Source organism: Neorhizobium sp. T25_27 (assembly GCF_002968565.1).
Taxonomy (GTDB): domain Bacteria; phylum Pseudomonadota; class Alphaproteobacteria; order Rhizobiales; family Rhizobiaceae; genus Neorhizobium; species Neorhizobium tomejilense.
Genome location: NZ_PVBJ01000005.1, coordinates 1 through 15,753 on the forward strand (window position 1 = coordinate 1; position 15,753 = coordinate 15,753).

Annotated in this window: 18 protein-coding genes and 2 tRNA genes; 10 read left to right on the forward strand and 10 right to left on the reverse strand. The window is 57.5% G+C overall.

Going from position 1 to position 15,753, the window contains the following annotated elements:
- Window positions 1-89: 89 nt before the first annotated feature.
- Window positions 90-488, reverse strand: a complete 399-nt coding sequence (locus tag C5J24_RS31895; RefSeq protein ID WP_172723998.1) for a hypothetical protein — start codon at window positions 486-488, stop codon at window positions 90-92.
- 137 nt (window positions 489-625) lie between these two features.
- Here C5J24_RS31895 and C5J24_RS15570 point away from each other — a divergent pair, with 137 nt between their 5' ends.
- From C5J24_RS15570 to C5J24_RS15580, 3 genes are all read left to right on the forward strand, one after another.
- Window positions 626-1,639 carry a hypothetical protein gene (locus C5J24_RS15570; RefSeq protein ID WP_245446653.1) on the forward strand — a complete coding sequence of 338 codons (1,014 nt, stop codon included), beginning with the start codon at window positions 626-628 and terminating at the stop codon, window positions 1,637-1,639.
- Between the two features lie 257 nt (window positions 1,640-1,896).
- Entirely contained in the window at window positions 1,897-2,457 is a 561-nt protein-coding gene (locus C5J24_RS15575; RefSeq protein WP_105419124.1) for a hypothetical protein, read from the forward strand.
- A 102-nt stretch (window positions 2,458-2,559) separates the two neighbouring features.
- Window positions 2,560-3,749 (forward strand): IS3 family transposase gene (locus C5J24_RS15580; RefSeq protein ID WP_105419126.1). Its coding sequence is split into 2 segments (ribosomal slippage): window positions 2,560-2,809 and window positions 2,809-3,749, totalling 1,191 coding nucleotides; the frame shifts between segments, so codons are not numbered across the junction.
- Between the two features lie 15 nt (window positions 3,750-3,764).
- Here the strand turns inward: C5J24_RS15580 and C5J24_RS15585 are convergent.
- The gene (locus C5J24_RS15585; RefSeq protein WP_245446655.1) at window positions 3,765-4,478 is read right to left on the reverse strand and encodes a DUF4365 domain-containing protein; all 714 of its coding nucleotides are present in this window, start codon (window positions 4,476-4,478) and stop codon (window positions 3,765-3,767) included.
- On the opposite strand from C5J24_RS15585, the gene C5J24_RS32375 reads away from it, so the two are divergent.
- From C5J24_RS32375 to C5J24_RS15600, 3 genes are all read left to right on the forward strand, one after another.
- Entirely contained in the window at window positions 4,404-4,886 is a 483-nt protein-coding gene (locus C5J24_RS32375) for a hypothetical protein (protein ID WP_371674406.1), read from the forward strand. The two genes, C5J24_RS15585 and C5J24_RS32375, sit on opposite strands and share 75 nt — an antisense overlap.
- Before the next feature lie 76 nt (window positions 4,887-4,962).
- Window positions 4,963-5,754 carry a hypothetical protein gene (locus tag C5J24_RS15595; protein WP_172723999.1) on the forward strand — a complete coding sequence of 264 codons (792 nt, stop codon included), beginning with the start codon at window positions 4,963-4,965 and terminating at the stop codon, window positions 5,752-5,754.
- Between the two features lie 71 nt (window positions 5,755-5,825).
- Window positions 5,826-7,625: an ATP-dependent endonuclease gene (locus C5J24_RS15600; protein ID WP_105419130.1), complete on the forward strand. Its 1,800-nt coding sequence runs from the start codon at window positions 5,826-5,828 to the stop codon at window positions 7,623-7,625.
- 46 nt (window positions 7,626-7,671) lie between these two features.
- On the opposite strand, the gene C5J24_RS15605 is transcribed toward C5J24_RS15600, so the two are convergent.
- Window positions 7,672-7,878: a hypothetical protein gene (locus C5J24_RS15605; protein WP_205836947.1), complete on the reverse strand. Its 207-nt coding sequence runs from the start codon at window positions 7,876-7,878 to the stop codon at window positions 7,672-7,674.
- A gap of 289 nt (window positions 7,879-8,167) precedes the next feature.
- Window positions 8,168-8,968 carry a metallophosphoesterase gene (locus tag C5J24_RS15610; protein WP_105419132.1) on the reverse strand — a complete coding sequence of 267 codons (801 nt, stop codon included), beginning with the start codon at window positions 8,966-8,968 and terminating at the stop codon, window positions 8,168-8,170.
- Window positions 8,969-9,102: 134 nt separating this feature from the next.
- Here C5J24_RS15610 and C5J24_RS15615 point away from each other — a divergent pair, with 134 nt between their 5' ends.
- Window positions 9,103-9,387 (forward strand): hypothetical protein, encoded by a 285-nt coding sequence (locus C5J24_RS15615; RefSeq protein WP_105419135.1) that lies wholly within the window; start codon window positions 9,103-9,105, stop codon window positions 9,385-9,387.
- Here the strand turns inward: C5J24_RS15615 and C5J24_RS15620 are convergent, their stop codons facing one another.
- On the reverse strand, window positions 9,388-11,367 hold the full coding sequence (locus C5J24_RS15620) for an AAA family ATPase (protein WP_105419137.1): 1,980 nt from the start codon (window positions 11,365-11,367) through the stop codon (window positions 9,388-9,390). It abuts the gene before it with no gap.
- 658 nt (window positions 11,368-12,025) lie between these two features.
- Between C5J24_RS15620 and C5J24_RS32675 the strand changes: the two genes are divergently transcribed.
- Window positions 12,026-12,307 (forward strand): helix-turn-helix transcriptional regulator, encoded by a 282-nt coding sequence (locus tag C5J24_RS32675; protein WP_105419142.1) that lies wholly within the window; start codon window positions 12,026-12,028, stop codon window positions 12,305-12,307.
- A gap of 157 nt (window positions 12,308-12,464) precedes the next feature.
- Window positions 12,465-12,746, forward strand: a complete 282-nt coding sequence (locus C5J24_RS15640; RefSeq protein ID WP_172724000.1) for a helix-turn-helix domain-containing protein — start codon at window positions 12,465-12,467, stop codon at window positions 12,744-12,746.
- Window positions 12,747-13,154: 408 nt separating this feature from the next.
- Here C5J24_RS15640 and C5J24_RS15645 read toward each other — a convergent pair.
- The 4 genes from C5J24_RS15645 to C5J24_RS31900 form a co-directional block, all read right to left on the reverse strand.
- Window positions 13,155-13,231 (reverse strand) — tRNA-Arg (locus tag C5J24_RS15645).
- A 43-nt stretch (window positions 13,232-13,274) separates the two neighbouring features.
- Window positions 13,275-13,580 (reverse strand): ETC complex I subunit, encoded by a 306-nt coding sequence (locus tag C5J24_RS15650; protein ID WP_105419144.1) that lies wholly within the window; start codon window positions 13,578-13,580, stop codon window positions 13,275-13,277.
- A gap of 51 nt (window positions 13,581-13,631) precedes the next feature.
- Window positions 13,632-13,713: transfer RNA gene (locus tag C5J24_RS15655), tRNA-Pro, on the reverse strand.
- A gap of 143 nt (window positions 13,714-13,856) precedes the next feature.
- Window positions 13,857-14,063, reverse strand: coding sequence for a hypothetical protein (locus C5J24_RS31900; protein ID WP_172723997.1), 207 nt, complete (start codon window positions 14,061-14,063; stop codon window positions 13,857-13,859).
- Between the two features lie 296 nt (window positions 14,064-14,359).
- Here C5J24_RS31900 and C5J24_RS15665 point away from each other — a divergent pair, with 296 nt between their 5' ends.
- A complete protein-coding gene (locus tag C5J24_RS15665) occupies window positions 14,360-14,767 on the forward strand; it encodes an ester cyclase (protein ID WP_105419148.1) in 408 nt (135 codons plus the stop codon).
- Between the two features lie 206 nt (window positions 14,768-14,973).
- Here C5J24_RS15665 and C5J24_RS15670 read toward each other — a convergent pair whose 3' ends face one another.
- Window positions 14,974-15,753 (reverse strand): TIGR04290 family methyltransferase, encoded by a 780-nt coding sequence (locus C5J24_RS15670; protein ID WP_105419150.1) that lies wholly within the window; start codon window positions 15,751-15,753, stop codon window positions 14,974-14,976.

Genomic DNA, 15,753 nt, shown 5'->3' on the forward strand with positions numbered 1-15,753 from the left:
GCTTCATGCTCCGTCACCATCCGAACGGCGCGGGCGCGGACTTCAGGAGAGAATTTGTTCGTCGTCTTGCTTGTCATAGACCCTACTTCTCACGAGTTGGGGTCTCCGGCCAAGCCGGGGCGGTTCATGTCGAGCAGGCGGTTGTCGGAGAAGTCGGTTTCCCTCACGAGCGAAATGTCTTTCACGCAGGCTTCCCTGCGGCGGCGTTCGCTCGCCTGTTCCCTCAAGGCTTCGTCGTTGGCATATTCGACGGCCAGGGGTGCCTCTGCAATCTTCGCACCCCTGGTCATCGGAAGCTTCCCCGCCCTGTACGCCGCGAGAATCGCCGCGGCGGCATCAGGGCCGACTAGGTGGACCGTATCGAGGTCATAGGCGTTACGGTCGAAGATATCCCGCCGATCCTCCTTGCCGAGGACGTCACCCTGCAAGATCGCCGTCCTCGCCTTTCTCGGCATAACGCTTGGCAATCGAGAGATGAAGTCGGTCAACGAAATCAAAGCGTTTCCTTTCCTAAAGATCAGATGTCATGTGAAGACGAACACTACCATCTGGTCGGGTATTTGCACGAGCCGACTTGCGCGAAAATCTCGCTGATGCTCAAACGGAGCGCAGTTCGGGGTAGTCAATGCGATACAAAATTCTGATAGCGGCCATGCTGTTTTCGCTCCCGGTGCAGGCCGCCGAAATCCGGCACGAGAGTGGCTCTGAGGGCGTTGACCTTATTTCTGTCAGCGGCACCTTTACGGGAGGCGACGACGCGACGTTCCGCAAACTGGCCGCCGCCAGTGATCGGGCCGTGGTTGTGCTGAATAGTGGCGGGGGAAATCTTCACGTCGGACTTGAAATCGGGAGAGCCATTCGCCTTAGGCGTTTCGCCACCGCCGTGCCGCCAGATGCCCTATGTGCGTCAGCTTGTGCGCTTACATGGTTGGCGGGATCGCCCCGTCTCTTGGATGCGGAATCGAAGCTAGGGTTTCATGCGGCGTATCGCCTCGTAAACGGGAAGGCATCCGAGTCAGGGGCCGCGAACGCGCTCGTCGGAGCGTATCTCAATCAGTTGGGGTTGAGCGACAAGGCTGTTGTCTACGTGACGTCCGCTCCTCCGGAGGGCGTCGAATGGCTGACCGAACAGACCGCGGCGTCCGTCGGTATCGGGTACGACTCCATCGCCGTCAAAGCCCCTCGCGTGTCGGAAACGACCAAGCCCCTTCCTTACGACCCCATGTCGGCCACCACCGCATTCTACACCGCTCTATCGGCTGCCGACGGAGAGACCGCTGCCGCGCTAGTCGTGCCGGAAAAACGTGGCAAAGGCCCGTTTAACGAACAGTCGAGTACATGCATTCTACACTGCAATGTCGGTGCCTTTGAAGCTGACGGGTACGTCGCTGAAAGGGGAGGACACCGTGCGGGTCTCTTACGAGTACAGGACCGTACAGGGACGGCAATGCCGCGGCAGAGCGGACGTGCAGACTATATACACCTACGGGCGGACCTTGATTTCTCGCATCAAGGCTCTGGACGGCTGCTGATCCTGGAGTACCTTCCGGCGGCAACCCCTAATCAATTGGTGCAAGACCGCGAGGCCGTTTGGAAGAACATCCTTCTTTCCAAGCAGTACGGACTTAACTACCACTGATCCCATCGCTCACGTCGGAAGCCGTGATCTCGACGGCTGAGGACACTTCGAGGCCGAGACCAGGCAGCAACATCAAAGCTCAAGATCGGCAGCCAGTTCGTCCGGTTGCCGCACCCTGTTCGGAATCGGCGGTATGGCATGTCCGATAGTCTTCCATTTCCATCCGTCGTCGTTGTCCGCTATGGCCACCAATTGCGGTCACTGGCAGCGCGGCGTAACGTGGCGGCTTGATAGCTAGCACGAGTAGGCGCGTTTGAATGCGTGGTTCGATCCTCAGGGCTTATATGGCCCCCCTCTGCGTCCTGCTTTCCACCGGGCAGGCCCACGCGATGTCTTGGCAACATGTCAAAGCCATGCCGTTTGTCGTGAAAGACGGCTTGGAAATAGCGCGACAGGCTCAGGGGAAAGCACCAGCGTCTTTGCACATCGTTTGCTCGGAGAACAAAGAATTGCATCTGGTCTTATCGACGAGATTGCCGGGCCCCCGATGGGCGATCGAAAAAGGCCGCGACGAAGAGGTCTCGCTTTTTGTCGGCGGGATTGAGCGGCAATTGAAGGTGGTCATGGATATGGTCGCGAAGGGGCAAGACCTCACATGGCTTGAATCCGCCGTATCGCGCGACGGTAGAGGTGAGCCGGATACGTTGGTCACAACACCACTTAAGGCCGCTGAAATAACAAAACTCAGCTCTTGGTTCGGTGATATGCCACCCTTGAAAGTGTCCATCGTCGGTTATGCCGAAACGGGAGTCGTCATGGTGGGAGCAGTCTCGGGGCCAGCAATTGCCGAAGTTAACGCCTGGTGTGTCGCCGAGTAGAGCTGGTCAAAGCGGGTGATGATCAGTTCGGGCAGATGTGACCTTGCCCCGTTGAAATAATCCATTTTGAAGTAAGCTCTGGCCCATTGAGAGGACCAGAGAATGAAGCGCAACCGTTTCACAGACGAACAGATCATCGGGATATTGAGGGAGCACGAGGCTGGCACGCCGGTCTCGGAGCTTTGCCGCAAGCACGGCGTCAGCGATGCCAGCATCTATAAGTGGAAGGCCAAGTTCGGCGGCATGGACGTATCCGAAGCCAAGCGGCTGAAGACGCTTGAAGACGAGAACACAAAGCTGAAGCGGCTCCCGGCGGACGCGATGCTCGACAATGCGGCTTTGAAAGACCTTTTGGGAAAGAAGTGGTGACGCCCGCAGCAAGGCGGAAAGCTGTCGCGCATCTGATGGGTCACCACGAGATGAGCGAACGGCGGGCGTGTAAAGCCATTGGCTTTTGCCGGATGACGATCCGTTACGAAACCAGGCGCAGCGATGACCATGACCTTCGCGAGCGGATGAAGGCGCTGGCGCATGAACGCCGCCGCTTTGGATATCGACGCCTTCATGTGCTGCTCAGGCGTGAGGGTCACCTTGTGAACCACAAGCGGCTCTTCCGGCTCTATCGGGAAGAGAAGCTGACGGTGCGCAAGCGCGGCGGTCGCAAGCGAGCGATAGGCACACGTGCACCGATGCTGATCCCGCTTGCCGCCAATGATCGCTGGTCACTGGACTTCGTGTCGGATCAACTCACCGATGGTCGCAGGTTCCGGGTGCTGACCGTCGTCGACGATTGCACCAGGGAGTGCCTGGCACTCGTCGCCGATACGTCCCTTTCCGGCCTGCGGGTTGCCCGTGAGCTGGACCGGATCATCGAGGGACGAGGCAAGCCGAAGATGATCGTCAGCGACAATGGCAGCGAGTTCACCAGCAACGCGATCCTGCAATGGACGGATCGGGCCAATGTCGATTGGCATTACATTGCGCCGGGCAAACCGATCCAGAACGCCTTCATCGAAAGCTTCAATGGGCGGCTGCGAGACGAGTTCCTGAATGAAACTCTGTTCTCGTCACTGACCCATGCTCGATCAGCGCTTTCAAACTGGCGCAGCGATTACAACGATCACCGGCCACACTCTGGACTCGGCTGGATGACACCTGCCGAGTTCGCTCAGACAATCAACCCGCGACGTGATGCGGTGCTGCGCAGCCGGAATGGCTCCGCACCGCACCCCGCCGCTACCGCCGCGACTACAACAACCCAAAACCGCTGGAGCGAACTCAAAACTGGATAAAACTTGGGGGCAAGGTCACTTGACGGGAAGAATGTTCACAAGGGCTTCCTCGCCTCCACCCAATGGCGGGACGAAGTATCCGAACCCCGCTTTTGGAACGGTCAGCGCGCCAAGGCGGTCGACCGCATCTGCGTCGAGAACGTCGTCGCTCTTGTTGAAATTTAGACGTCGATCCTGGAACTCCTCGCCGCGAGGGATTTCCTTCCAAAAGAATGCGCCGTCCGACTGGCGATGCAGGACAATAATGATTGGAAGGTTGCTACCGCGCCAGTAGGCAAGGTCTTCCTTCTTCAGCAGGTAGTGGAAACCATTGTCGTCTTCGCCAGGGTACCTGCCTTCCGCCGTGGTCTTCACCTGAACAGCGATCATCTTGGCGAGCGGCTTTCCATGATCCATGACTTCGACGATGGCGTCGATACCCGCCTCGAGCCGAGACCTCGGATCGAACTGGAACCCGATCTTGAGGAATTGGAGCTTTGCGGCCGTTTCCCCAATCTCGCCTACCAGCTGATTCTGTGTAACGTTCTTTGCCATATCGGAATGATAGGCAGAGGCTTCGGTGACTGCAAATGGTTGAAGTTCTTCGTCCTGTATTTTTACTTGGATATTCTGGATGATAGTCCAAATGGGAATCACGGTCGAACGATATGAAAAATGTTTAGCTTTGGACTTCCTCCAATCATCACGGACCTTGTCCTGGCCCGAAACCGACTCCGGGAACACTATCATTCGGCGGCGCTCAGCTTCACGTTAGACGGCAACCTTATCGGGGACATCGGAGAGGCTGTGGCGGCCGAGTTGTTCGGCTTGAAGCTCTCTGCGCGAGGCGGCACCGGGATCGACGGCCACGCCCCAGACGGCCGATCCGTGCAGGTCAAGGCGACAGGAACGAACAGAGGCCCCGTTTTCAGGATGGTAGACACGCGAGCAGACCATCTTCTGTTCCTCTCATTCGACTTCGAGAATCTACGAGGAGAAGTCGTCTACAACGGCCCCGAGCATACTGCGATAGCATTGCTTCCCGACGTCTGGACCGAGCAGAGAATGATCTCGATGACGAAGATCAGGCTACTGGGAAAAACGGTCCCCACCGCAATTCACCTGCCGATGTTGAGAAAGAAAATAATCTCAAGCTGACAAGCCAATCGCCTCGGGTAATTGCCGACGTCGGCCATTATATACACGGTCTGACAACCTCGTTCTTATGGACCTCATGACGATCATCATCGACTTCGACACCAACGACTGGATGCCTTCGCTCGAAGCTGCACTCGGCAATCTCGTTCCGCATGATTTGAAGACCGTTATAGTAGCCACCGATTTCAACTTCCAAGAAGATGCGCTTGCTACCCTGGAAGCAGCGAAGGACATCGAGCTTGTTATCGATGCCACGCTGGAGTGGGTGAAAGCCAACCACGTTCGCGTCTATCACGGAACCCGGCTGACCGACGACGAGGTAACGCTTCTCCATCAGACGGGAATGCAGCCGCTCCTCCTTTATAAAAGGGTTGAATGGCTACGAGCGGCGGTCCCCGAACTGGCCGATGTACTGACGGATGAAGTCGTGGACAGTGCCGTCGCTGAAGGTTTTCTGGCGTATCGCGAGAACCAGATCCACGCCGCCATTTCGCTGAAGCTGTTGGAAGTCGGCTATGACTACATGCTCAAGGGGTCAGAGTTTGATAGGCGTCTTCTCGAACACGCTGGGCGAGACGATCTCGTGCCGATCCTGACATCTCGCGGCAAAGCCCGGCTCGTCAAAATCGTGATAACCGGGCAAGAGGCTCTGGATGCCATGCACCCGATCTTTACCGTCGAGGACGTTCGCCGAACCGACCGTTTTCCGAACTTCGTTCGGGAGTTGCTGACCGAGTTCCTGTGGGCGCTTCGCTATCCCGAGCGTGAGCGGCACGGGGTTGATGCGTGCCTTATGTTCAAGCGACCAATCCCGGGCCACCAGATCGAGCATGTCGCGCTCATCGAACGTTCGGCGGATGCGGCGTAAGAGTAGCCTTGGCCCCGCATCTCTGCCGGGCTATTGTCGGGAAATACAACCTTTCTTGGGAGAGCTAGTGCATGAAGTTCGATGGTTTCAGGGTCCAGAATTTCCGCAACATCCTGGACTCCGGGTGGATTGACGCAAACCAGATCACGGCGTTTGTCGGCCAGAACGAAGCAGGAAAGAGCAACCTTTTCGAAGCGCTCTACGTCTTGAACCCGATCCTTCCCGATGTCGAATACTTGCCAAACGAAGACTGGCCGGTTGACCGATGGGAGGGAAGGAAGGACGCAGAGGGACAACGAGTGTGCGATGCGAGCTTCATTCTCGGGGACAGTGAAATTGCCAGCCTGTTCTCGACCGCACGTGTCCCGGTAGCGGCACCCGTTGAGGGAGAAGAGCCGACCGCCGAACCTCCTATGCCGACTGCAGTGTCGCTGAATCTGGCCAAATGGTACGGTTTTGACACCGAGTATGAAGTCGTTGGCTTTCCAGAAGGGTCGCTTGACGAGAAGAAGATCGCCGCGTGGGCCGCAACCAACGTGCCGAAGTTCGTCTATATCCGCGACTATGAAATGTCAGGTGCCCAGGTCGAACTCGACCAGCTGTATCAACGCCTAACGAATGCCGGAGGCAAACGCCATCAGCTGAGTAACGAGGACCAGACGATCCTGATCATCCTCGATCTCGCGAATATCGACCTCAAGGACTTTATCCAGAAAGGCACAACGCCAGAGGGACGAACTAACCGATCCTTCGACAAGAGGTCGGCCTCGAAATATCTGACCAGGCAGTTCTCAGAACTGTGGCGGCAAAAGGAGGTCGAGTTCAATATTGAAATCGACGGTCCGACGCTGAACATCTTCGCAGAAGACGCGAATATCGGAATGCCCGTGCGCCTTCATCGTCGTTCGACAGGCTTTCGCTGGTATGTTTCGTTCGCGTGGAAATTCACCCACGCCACGAAGGGGGATTTCAAGAACTGCGTTCTCCTGCTCGAAGAGCCTGGTGTCCATCTCCATTTCACTGGCCAGCGCGACCTGTTGACCGTTTTCGATCGGCTCGCCGCGAACAACACGATCCTCTACACCACCCACCTTGCATCCATGGTTGATCTTGCGCATCCGGAGCGTGTCCGTATCGTGGAGAGCCGCGACAACCATCTTTCGATCACCCAGGGAATCGTCAGTCAGCAAAAGGAGCCGATGGCCGTCATCGAACAGAGTCTGGGCCTCACGGGAGACCAGAGCGGTGTCCTCGGCAACCGTCAGGTGCTTATCGTCGAGGGCGGCGACGATACCGTGGTCCTCAACAAGCTGTCCGGCCTTCTGAAATCAAGCGGTAAGGAAGGCCTCTCGGATCGAGTCTACCTCTGGCCCGCGCATGGCGCGCAAAAGACCCCGATGTATGCCGGTTTTGCCATTGGACATGGATGGGATGCAGGTGTCCTGCTTGATAGCGATGAGGCGGGCAATGATGCGAAGACCAAGATCACGGAGCTGTACCTACCCAAAGTGGCTGAGGACAAAGGGCAGAAGTTCAGGACAATAATGCTTGGAAAAGCTGCGGGTTCGACGAAGACCGACTTCGCTATCGAAGATATGTTCGCCGATTCCTTTTACGTCGATTGCGTAAACAAGGCCTACGGGTTGGCGATCAAGATTGATGATCTGCCGCAAGACGGATCAGACATGATTACGAAGCGTATCGAACAGGTTCTGAAGTCCAGGTACGGACATCCGAGGCTCGATAAAAGGACGGTCATGTCGGAAATGTGGAAGCGGTTCGACACGTGGAAATCCGCAGACGATCTCCCAAAGGAAGCCGTTCAGCACGCGGAAAAGGCCTTCAAAGCGATCAACGCCGCTTTTGAGTAGCCGCCGAATCCACAAACCCGGGCTGGTCCAGACTGGCTAATCACACCTATCGTTTCTTCCACCACTCCCGCGTCTTCTCGTTCTGCCGCTCCGTGGCGTCCTTCGCCATGCGGTCGAAGACGTCGAGCATTTCCTTTGTTGCGGCGACATAGCCCTCCGTCTTGAGGTCGAACCACTTGTGACGCTCGCCCCTGCCGCTCAGGATGATGTGGATTCCTCCGAGGCCGGGATCGAACTGGAAATGCGCCGACATGCCCCAACTCTAGTTCCAAGCGCTGCCCTTACGGCGGGAGCTTAGGCGGAAGATGAGATACGGGCACGCCGGTGACCGGCCGCGAAGGCTTCAACGGCTCTGGGTGATCAGGACCTGAAAAGAACCGAGGCCTACCTCCCCATATGGCCCTTCACGAGGATGCGGGTCCTCTCGTACGCAGGCTCAGCAAGGGAAGGTAACTCACCTCCGCGACGGCTTCTTTGACGACAGCAGACGATCAAGCAGTCCGATGCCGATGTCGGCCGCTACGGTGTTGGCTCCCGGAGCTTCAAACCGGGACAATGAACGTCTTGCCCGGAATGAACATCATGTTCTCTACCGAACTTCTGTTAAACCCAGTCCTGACGTACCCGCGTGGGTTACAGATCACACGCGTCTGCGTGCCCGGAACGACGTAGTCGAAGGAGCTATGGGTATGCCCGTGTATCCAGAACGCAGGCTCGAACCTTTCGATCACCTCCGAGAGATTGGAGCAGAAGGCGGGCGTCAGTGGATCGCCTCTGAACTCTTCCGGTACGGACATCTCATGTGGCGCGGTATGCGTGACGACGATCGTCGGCCCTTCAAATGGCAAGGCTAGCGTCTGTTCCAGCCAGGCGCGGCTGCCACGATGAAGGCCGAGGGTGATCTCCGGGGTAAATCTTCGAGGACGTCCCTGTGCGTCGCGCGACGTGATGAATCGGTAGTCGTTCATGCCAAAACTTGCCGCGCTCATCGCCGCTTCCTGGTTTCCATAGAGCTCGAAGTCGGTCCAGAGCGTCGCTCCGAGGAAACGGACACCAGCTATCACGACACTTCTGTTTTCGAGCATATGAACGTGCGGCAGGTCAGGAACGTCGGCTATGCTCTCTTCGTACCCATGCCGGTAGTGTTCGTGATTTCCGGCGACCATCACGACGGGCACGCCGTGACGGGCATAGCTCCTCCACGCCCAACGACAGCTTGAAGCGACCGGCGCGGTGACATCTCCGGCCACGATAACGACATCGACGTCCTCGGCCACATCGGGCGCGAAGTCTGGTTCCCCGGAATGGTCTAGGTGGAGATCGGAAAAGACTACGGCTTTCATCTATATCTGGAGCTTTTTCTTGAGAGCAGACGGTCGATGCCGCAATTGCGGCTTGACGTGAGGATGTTCGCAAAAGGCTTGACCGGTCTGCTTTTGCCGGCGACCCTTTTCATGATCTCGAAAAGGAAGACCTCATGGAAAACCTCGCAAAGCTGTATCAAGACCTGGATGCTCAATTCTCGCAGGCAACAACGGGATTCCGATCCGTCCAAGCGAAGCTTGAAGTCCTGAGCGCTGAGGCTGAGGCACGTCTTGCCGCCGCACAAACTCACGACTTCGATCCGGACAGCGCGGGACAGGAGCGCCTGGCCCGACAGCAGTACTTCTCCATTGCACTGGTCACGCGGGAACTGGACTCGATGCTGCGGACGCTGGCCCGCGACAGGAACCGGCTAGTGGAACTCGGCACCGCTTCGTGATCACGTAGCCGCGGCGCTCGGGTGGAAATTCGACGTCTTGGGATGCTTCACCAGGCTTACCCCCTTTCTGCGATGTTTCTCGATAGACATGCGGATGGATGACCCGCTCATTTGTCTCAGTATCATTAGCTGATCAGTTACGTCGGTGAGCGCACGTCTGTTGTCCTCCAGAATATCGGTAGCCCGATCGAACTGCTCGGCTAGGAGACGTTTGACCGCCTCCCGCAATTCCGGTCGCCGCGCGCGTAAATGCGGGAGGTCCTCCTGGTCGACGATTTCCACCGCTAGCGTGTCGCCCATTCCGAAACACGCTTCTATCCTCGTGCCGAGCTCAGTTGCCCTTGCCAAGTCTGACTTCGGCCCACCGGTAGAACCGTCCGCGAAGTCATCAAGGACAAGAGACTCCGCGGCAATCCCGGCGAGGAGCATCGTCAGATACCGCAGATAGTAGTCGCGTGTCTTTCGCTCGAAGTCCGATACCTCGAAATGCGCCGCCCCTATGGCGTTATAGCCTCCCGGAACGATCTCATCCATGATCTGCACCGCTGTCAGCTCCCCGACACCGACTTCAAGGCCTACGATCGCATGTCCGGCTTCGTGGAACGCGGTCCGCCTCAGAAAATCGTGCGGAAGTGAGACCAACGGCGGGATAAAGCTCAACACGTCTTTGATTGAAAGCTGAGCCGCATGTCGGCGCGCCCGCCGCTTCGCGTCTCGTACGAGCTGCTCGAGGTCGGCCCCGGAAAAGCCGTGCGTCGCTCGAAGAAACCTCTCCATATCTTCGATAGGAACCTCGAGCCCGGAGTGATGCTTCAGAATATGAAGGCGCGCTTCTCCGTCTGGCAGCGGTATGACTAGATGACGGCCAAGGCGACCGGCCCTCCTGATAGCCGGATCGAGATGACCGGGATTGTTCGTGGCCGCGACCACGACGACCCCGGTTCTCCGCTCATATCCATCGAGGAGTTCAAGGAAGCCGTTGATGGCTTGTCTATTGTAGTCACCGTTGTGGCCTTGGACCGAGCGGTCTCCGAACGAGTCGACCTCATCGATAAACAGGATACAAGGTGCTTTGGATCGGGCCTCGGCGAAGGAACTCCGCATCGCCTTGAGGAAGTCATTGAGATATCCTTTAGCTTGCCACTGTGCGGACGAAGCAACAATCATAGGCACCCCGCAGGTTCGGGCCAGCACTTCCGCGAACAGAGTCTTGCCGGTGCCAGGCGCTCCCGAAATCAAGACCCCGCCATCCACCTCATTCCAGGCGATGCTGCCTTTCGAGTAGTCCGCTAGGTCTTGTGCAAGTTGTGTTCCCCATTCGGCCGCTTCTCCGAATCCTTTCATCTCGTCGAGCTTAGAACCGGGTTCTCGAGCCGAATGTCTGAGCGACGTTTCCTTCGCCTGAGTTTGGCGAAGACGCCTCAAACCAGCATAAAGGGGACGGTCAACGGGAAACGCCAATCTTAGGCTCGACCATGGGGCGGACAGAAGTCGGTAAAGATCGTCATTCGCCAGAGGCTGACCGGCCCTCTTGAAACCCGCTTTTAGCTGCCGTTCAGTGGGTCTCGGCAGGACGATATCCAGATCGACATAGAGGTCCGTTTCCTTGTCGAACTGAAGTTCACTCTCGCAGAGCAGGATGACCTGGCTCTTCTGGGTAGCCTTCCAAAGGACGTCGTATTCGGCTCGGTCTCCTTTTGCCGGGCTCTGCACCACCCCCACCATGCCCCGCTCGTAGTCCAGCCGGTCGTTGACCAAGGTGCGCAGGAACAACTTAGCGGCCTGCTCGAAGCAGCCAAGCGCATCGGCATTTTCCACCCGCAATATCGCCCTGAAGACTGCCTTGGGTCGCGCCACGTGCCGCAGCGCCGACACGATGCCGCAATAGGCCAGAAAAGTCGGAAGCGCCAGGTCCGTTTGCATGCCTTGGCCGATCTTCCAGACATGTCGCCGCCCTTTTAGATTTTTGTAGTCAGACATTAAGAATCCCAACCGAACTTTCTGCGGTCATAGCGAGACACGTCCGAGCTCCAGTAGCCAGGAACACGAATACGCCAGCTTGAAAACGTAGCTATCTGGGTGCGCGATGAAGGCGCTCTTCGTCACCCCGCTACACACTCACCATCTCGAGACTCTCGCGTTCCAGAACTCAGGGTCGGCGCGGTCGCCGAGGCTGTACCAGCGCGAAAAGGTTCTTGCGAGACCGCGATCAGTATCGAGGAAGAACAACTCGCTTGAGAAGAGCGGGGCACCATTGGCCACTTTGGGATGGCCCTGCGAAAACCCGATCAGGCAGGGTACCGCGCGACGGGCCAGAGCCCACTCCTCTACTGCGACTACATTCTCGCATACACTTGGGCTACCTCGCTCCAAGTCATTTGCCAGAAGCCTGAGATGCGACACTAGATCGCTCTGAGACATGCCGAACCAGGCTTCGGAGGAGGCATCCTCCGAGCGCGATGGTCCTTCGTTCCCCTTCGAATTTCGATGCACCTTAACCTCCGGGTTCGTCCAACATGGCGATTCGCGTCTTGAATTCTTCGGCGTATTATACGCCATTATCGGCGTATTTCAAGTCATTTTTGGCGGCTTAATCGCCCTATTTGACAGACCCCGGTAAAACCGGTCTTCAGTAGACATGTCGACCATTCTGACCCCTCAATTGAGCAAGGCCGCGCGCGGACTCCTTGATTGGAGTCAGGAGGACCTTAGCGAAAAGGCTGGGGTGGGCCTTCGCTCAGTTTCTCGTTTCGAATCCAAAGGTGGTACAGCCACGCCAGTGGTGAGGCAGAAGCTCTACGAGGCTTTCAAGCAAGGAGGCATTGAGTTCATTGCGAGCAATTCGATGACGAATCACCTCGACGGGCTCGGGCTCAGGTTCAGGCCGTCTAATCCCAACGATGGCATCAAAATAATCTAACAGCTGCACGCGCAACCTTTTGCCGCAGCTCACACCACCCCGCATCGGAGGGGTAGATAGCGGGTAGCTCCTCCACCGTCGGATTTCCTACTAAGCAGCATTCTCGGAGCTAGGAACAATGCGCACGGAAATTCCAGATTGTGGAGGTTCACAGTGAATGGCGACGTTGTTAACTGCGGACCTCATACGGGCAGCCCGGGGGCTCATCGGCTGGAGCCAGCTCGAGCTGGCCTGCCGCTCGCGTGTCTCGCAAAAATCACTCAGCGACTTTGAACGTAATAAGAGACCACTGACCGCATATACCAGTGGCAAGTTGCGGCAGGTGCTCGAGGCCAACGGCGTTCAGTTTATCGCCGAAAATGATAAACGAAACGAACTCGTCGGTGCTGGGGTCCGTTGGCGTTCTGACCGGAGCTCGCTGCACATCAAAGTCATTTAAAGTCTGTCGAGCAATCAAGCGGCTGGTCATGCCCGCAAAGCTGTCGTAGAATTTTCCGGTCTTTCGGAGAGACAGGGCTGATCTTTTAGGCTTTCCTCCAGCTCCCAACCGTCACCAGCGAAAAAAAACTCGGATGCTGCCCAAATTGCTGCCCAGCGGTTGGCGTGGCTAGCCTTGTCCTGGGTCAAAACCGTACGTTTCCTTGGCAGTTTCACTAGCGACCGCACGCTTCGTAGGCAGATGATACCCTTCCTCAAAAAGGATGAGGCAACGCTGCCCATTTGGTAGTAGCGTATGCTATTGATTTTGCGCCGACTTTTTGTCAATCTCCCGGCGGCTGGTGGAATTCCCCGCCGCCCCCGGGATTGCGACAACACAAGCACGCGCGCCGCAAGTCCCTGAAAGAGTTGGCGACCCCTGCAGGACTCGAACCTGCGACCTGCTGCTTAGAAGGCAGCTGCTCTATCCAGTTGAGCTAAGGGGCCGATCTCGGCAGCGGCGCCCGGGAAAGCCCGAGCGGCTCAAAAATCAATGCGTCCAGGGCTGGGTGCGGCTGAAGCGGAAATTGTCGGTGTAGGAAACGATCTGGCGATTCGGATCCTTCGGGGAGATGACCCGGTATTCGATGCCTTCGCGCTTGGCATAGGCTTCCGCCTGTTCCTGGCTTTCGAACGTCAGCCGAACCTGCTGCTTCATGTCGCCGGAGGATGTGTAGCCAAGGATCGGATCGATGCGGCGCGGCTGTTCCTGGTCGAATTCCAGCACCCAGAGATGGGTCTTGGCCTTGCCGGACTGCATGGCGGTCTTTGCGGGACGATAGATCTTGGCGGTCATTCCTGTAACGCTCCATGGAATGGAACGAATAAGGAGCTTCACCTAAAAGCGTGGTCGGAGTGGAGATATTCGAACTCCCGACCCTCTGGTCCCAAACCAGCGACCAGTACGCTCCAAGTGACGCTACACTCCATTCCAACGTTCTGGAAACGTCGGTTGATCCCCGTTCGTTCCCGTGTATTTCCGTTGTTTCGGTGGCGGCTCGGTGGCGGTAAATCCGCTCTCAAAACGCCGACCGAAACGGTTGTCCTTCAATGCCCCGACTCCCCCCGCAAGTCAAGCAGCGTCGGCCTCGGCGAGCTGGCGGTCACGCCTTGTCACCGATCCCACTCGGGGCTTGCGGCTGAAGGTCTTGTTGACGGGTGAGTATTCACCTGGGATCACGTGCTTGTATAGTGCGATACCGACCCCGAGCAGGGTTACCGTGGTGAGCAGGACCGCGAAGCTTAACATATGGGGAAATCCTGACGATGCTGCGCTCACGCGTTTTCCTCCAGCTAACAGTGGATCGCATCTCGAACTGCGAATTCGAGAATTGATTAGCGACGGAGCCGGAGAGATTTTCCAGTACGCAACGGTCACCGTTTGCGTAACAACACGCGCCGGCGGCCGGTTGTGGTACGGCGGCAACGTCGTCAGAATGCGGGTTGAACAGGCAAAGGTAGCTCTGCGCGATCGTGGCTCCGTGTGGTGGTCGGACGGCGCTCCGGACTTCAATCGGCACTTGGCGAAGAACACTCCGTATCCAGGCTGGTTCGAGGATTGGAAGGCGAAGCAAAATGACTAATGAGGACACTGGCCCGGCGGCTTTGCGGGAGACCTACCTCCGTTATCTGGAATGCCTCAATCGGCAGGCATGGAGCGAACTTGGAGAGTTCGTCCGCGACGACGCCGTACACAATGGCCGCGCTTTCGGACTGAAAGGCTATTGCGAGATGCTGATCAAGGATTATGAGGACATTCCCGACCTATATTTTAGCGCGTCGCTCGTGGTCTGCGAGCCGCCGATGATCGCGGCCCGCCTGGAATTCAGATGTTCACCACGAGGAGTATTCCTCGGCTTGCTCGTCAACGGCCGCACGATCTCGTTCGCGGAGCACGTCACCTATGAGTTCGAGGGTTCGAAGATTGTGAAGGTCTGGTCGATCCTCGACAAGTCGGTGGTTGAACTGCAAATCGCCGGCTGACAATGGCGGGCGGCTGTCGCGCTTCGAAGAACCAACAATCTGGGTTTACAGCTAACGGTGGCTTGATGTCTGCGACCAACGTGCTTTCGTTGTCGTCCAGCCGGTCATCGGCGTGACGGCGAAGACCATCGACGCTATCGCCAACCTGCACGTGCAGGGATGCCGCTTCGGCTTTCCCTACTCCATCGACCCCATCGCGGTCAATTTCAGAGCGGTCCGGGATCTGCGGCAGAAATCCGGGGCGGCGGTTCAACCATGTAGTGCCGCTCGCCGCGCCGGCAGAGATAGACCTCGCGCTCGGGATTGGCCTCGATCGTGAAGCCGGAACTGCGCAGCATCGCGTCCATCGCCGCCTTGTTGGGAATGAACCAGTTGGTCGGATCCGCGGCGTAACGCTCCTCGACGAAAAACAGCTTTGGGTAATCCGGCCGGTCGAAGACCGCCCATTCGGAAAACTCGTAATTCTCCTGGAGATTCGGAGCCCGTTCGTCGCCGCGCTGCAGGCATTGGAAGAGCATCCGGTCGGCGACCACGTGCTCGTGGAGAAGGTCGAGCGCCAGCAGCGGATGGCGCAGATGATAGAGCACTCCCATGAAGATCACGAGGTCGAACTTTTCGCGGAACTGGCCGACGTCATAGACTGACATCTGCCTGAACTCGATGTCGAGGCCGGATTGTTCGGCAGCAAACCGCGCCTGGGCGAGATAGCGCGGATCGGAATCGATACCGACGACGCGCCCGGCATGCCGCCGCTTCATCTCCAGGGAATAGAAACCGGCATTGCAACCGATATCGAGGACGCTGCGGCCTTCGAGGTCGTCGGGAATGACATGCTGGAAACCGTGCCACTTGAAGGCCGGATAATCGCCGAGGAAATGATCCGGCGCCGTCTGCACGCCGCCGATCTCCATGTTGTGGAACCACGGCCCGAGCTCGGCGATCCGCCGTTGCAGGTCCTCGCGCGTTCTCCCTCTTCCCGCATCCAT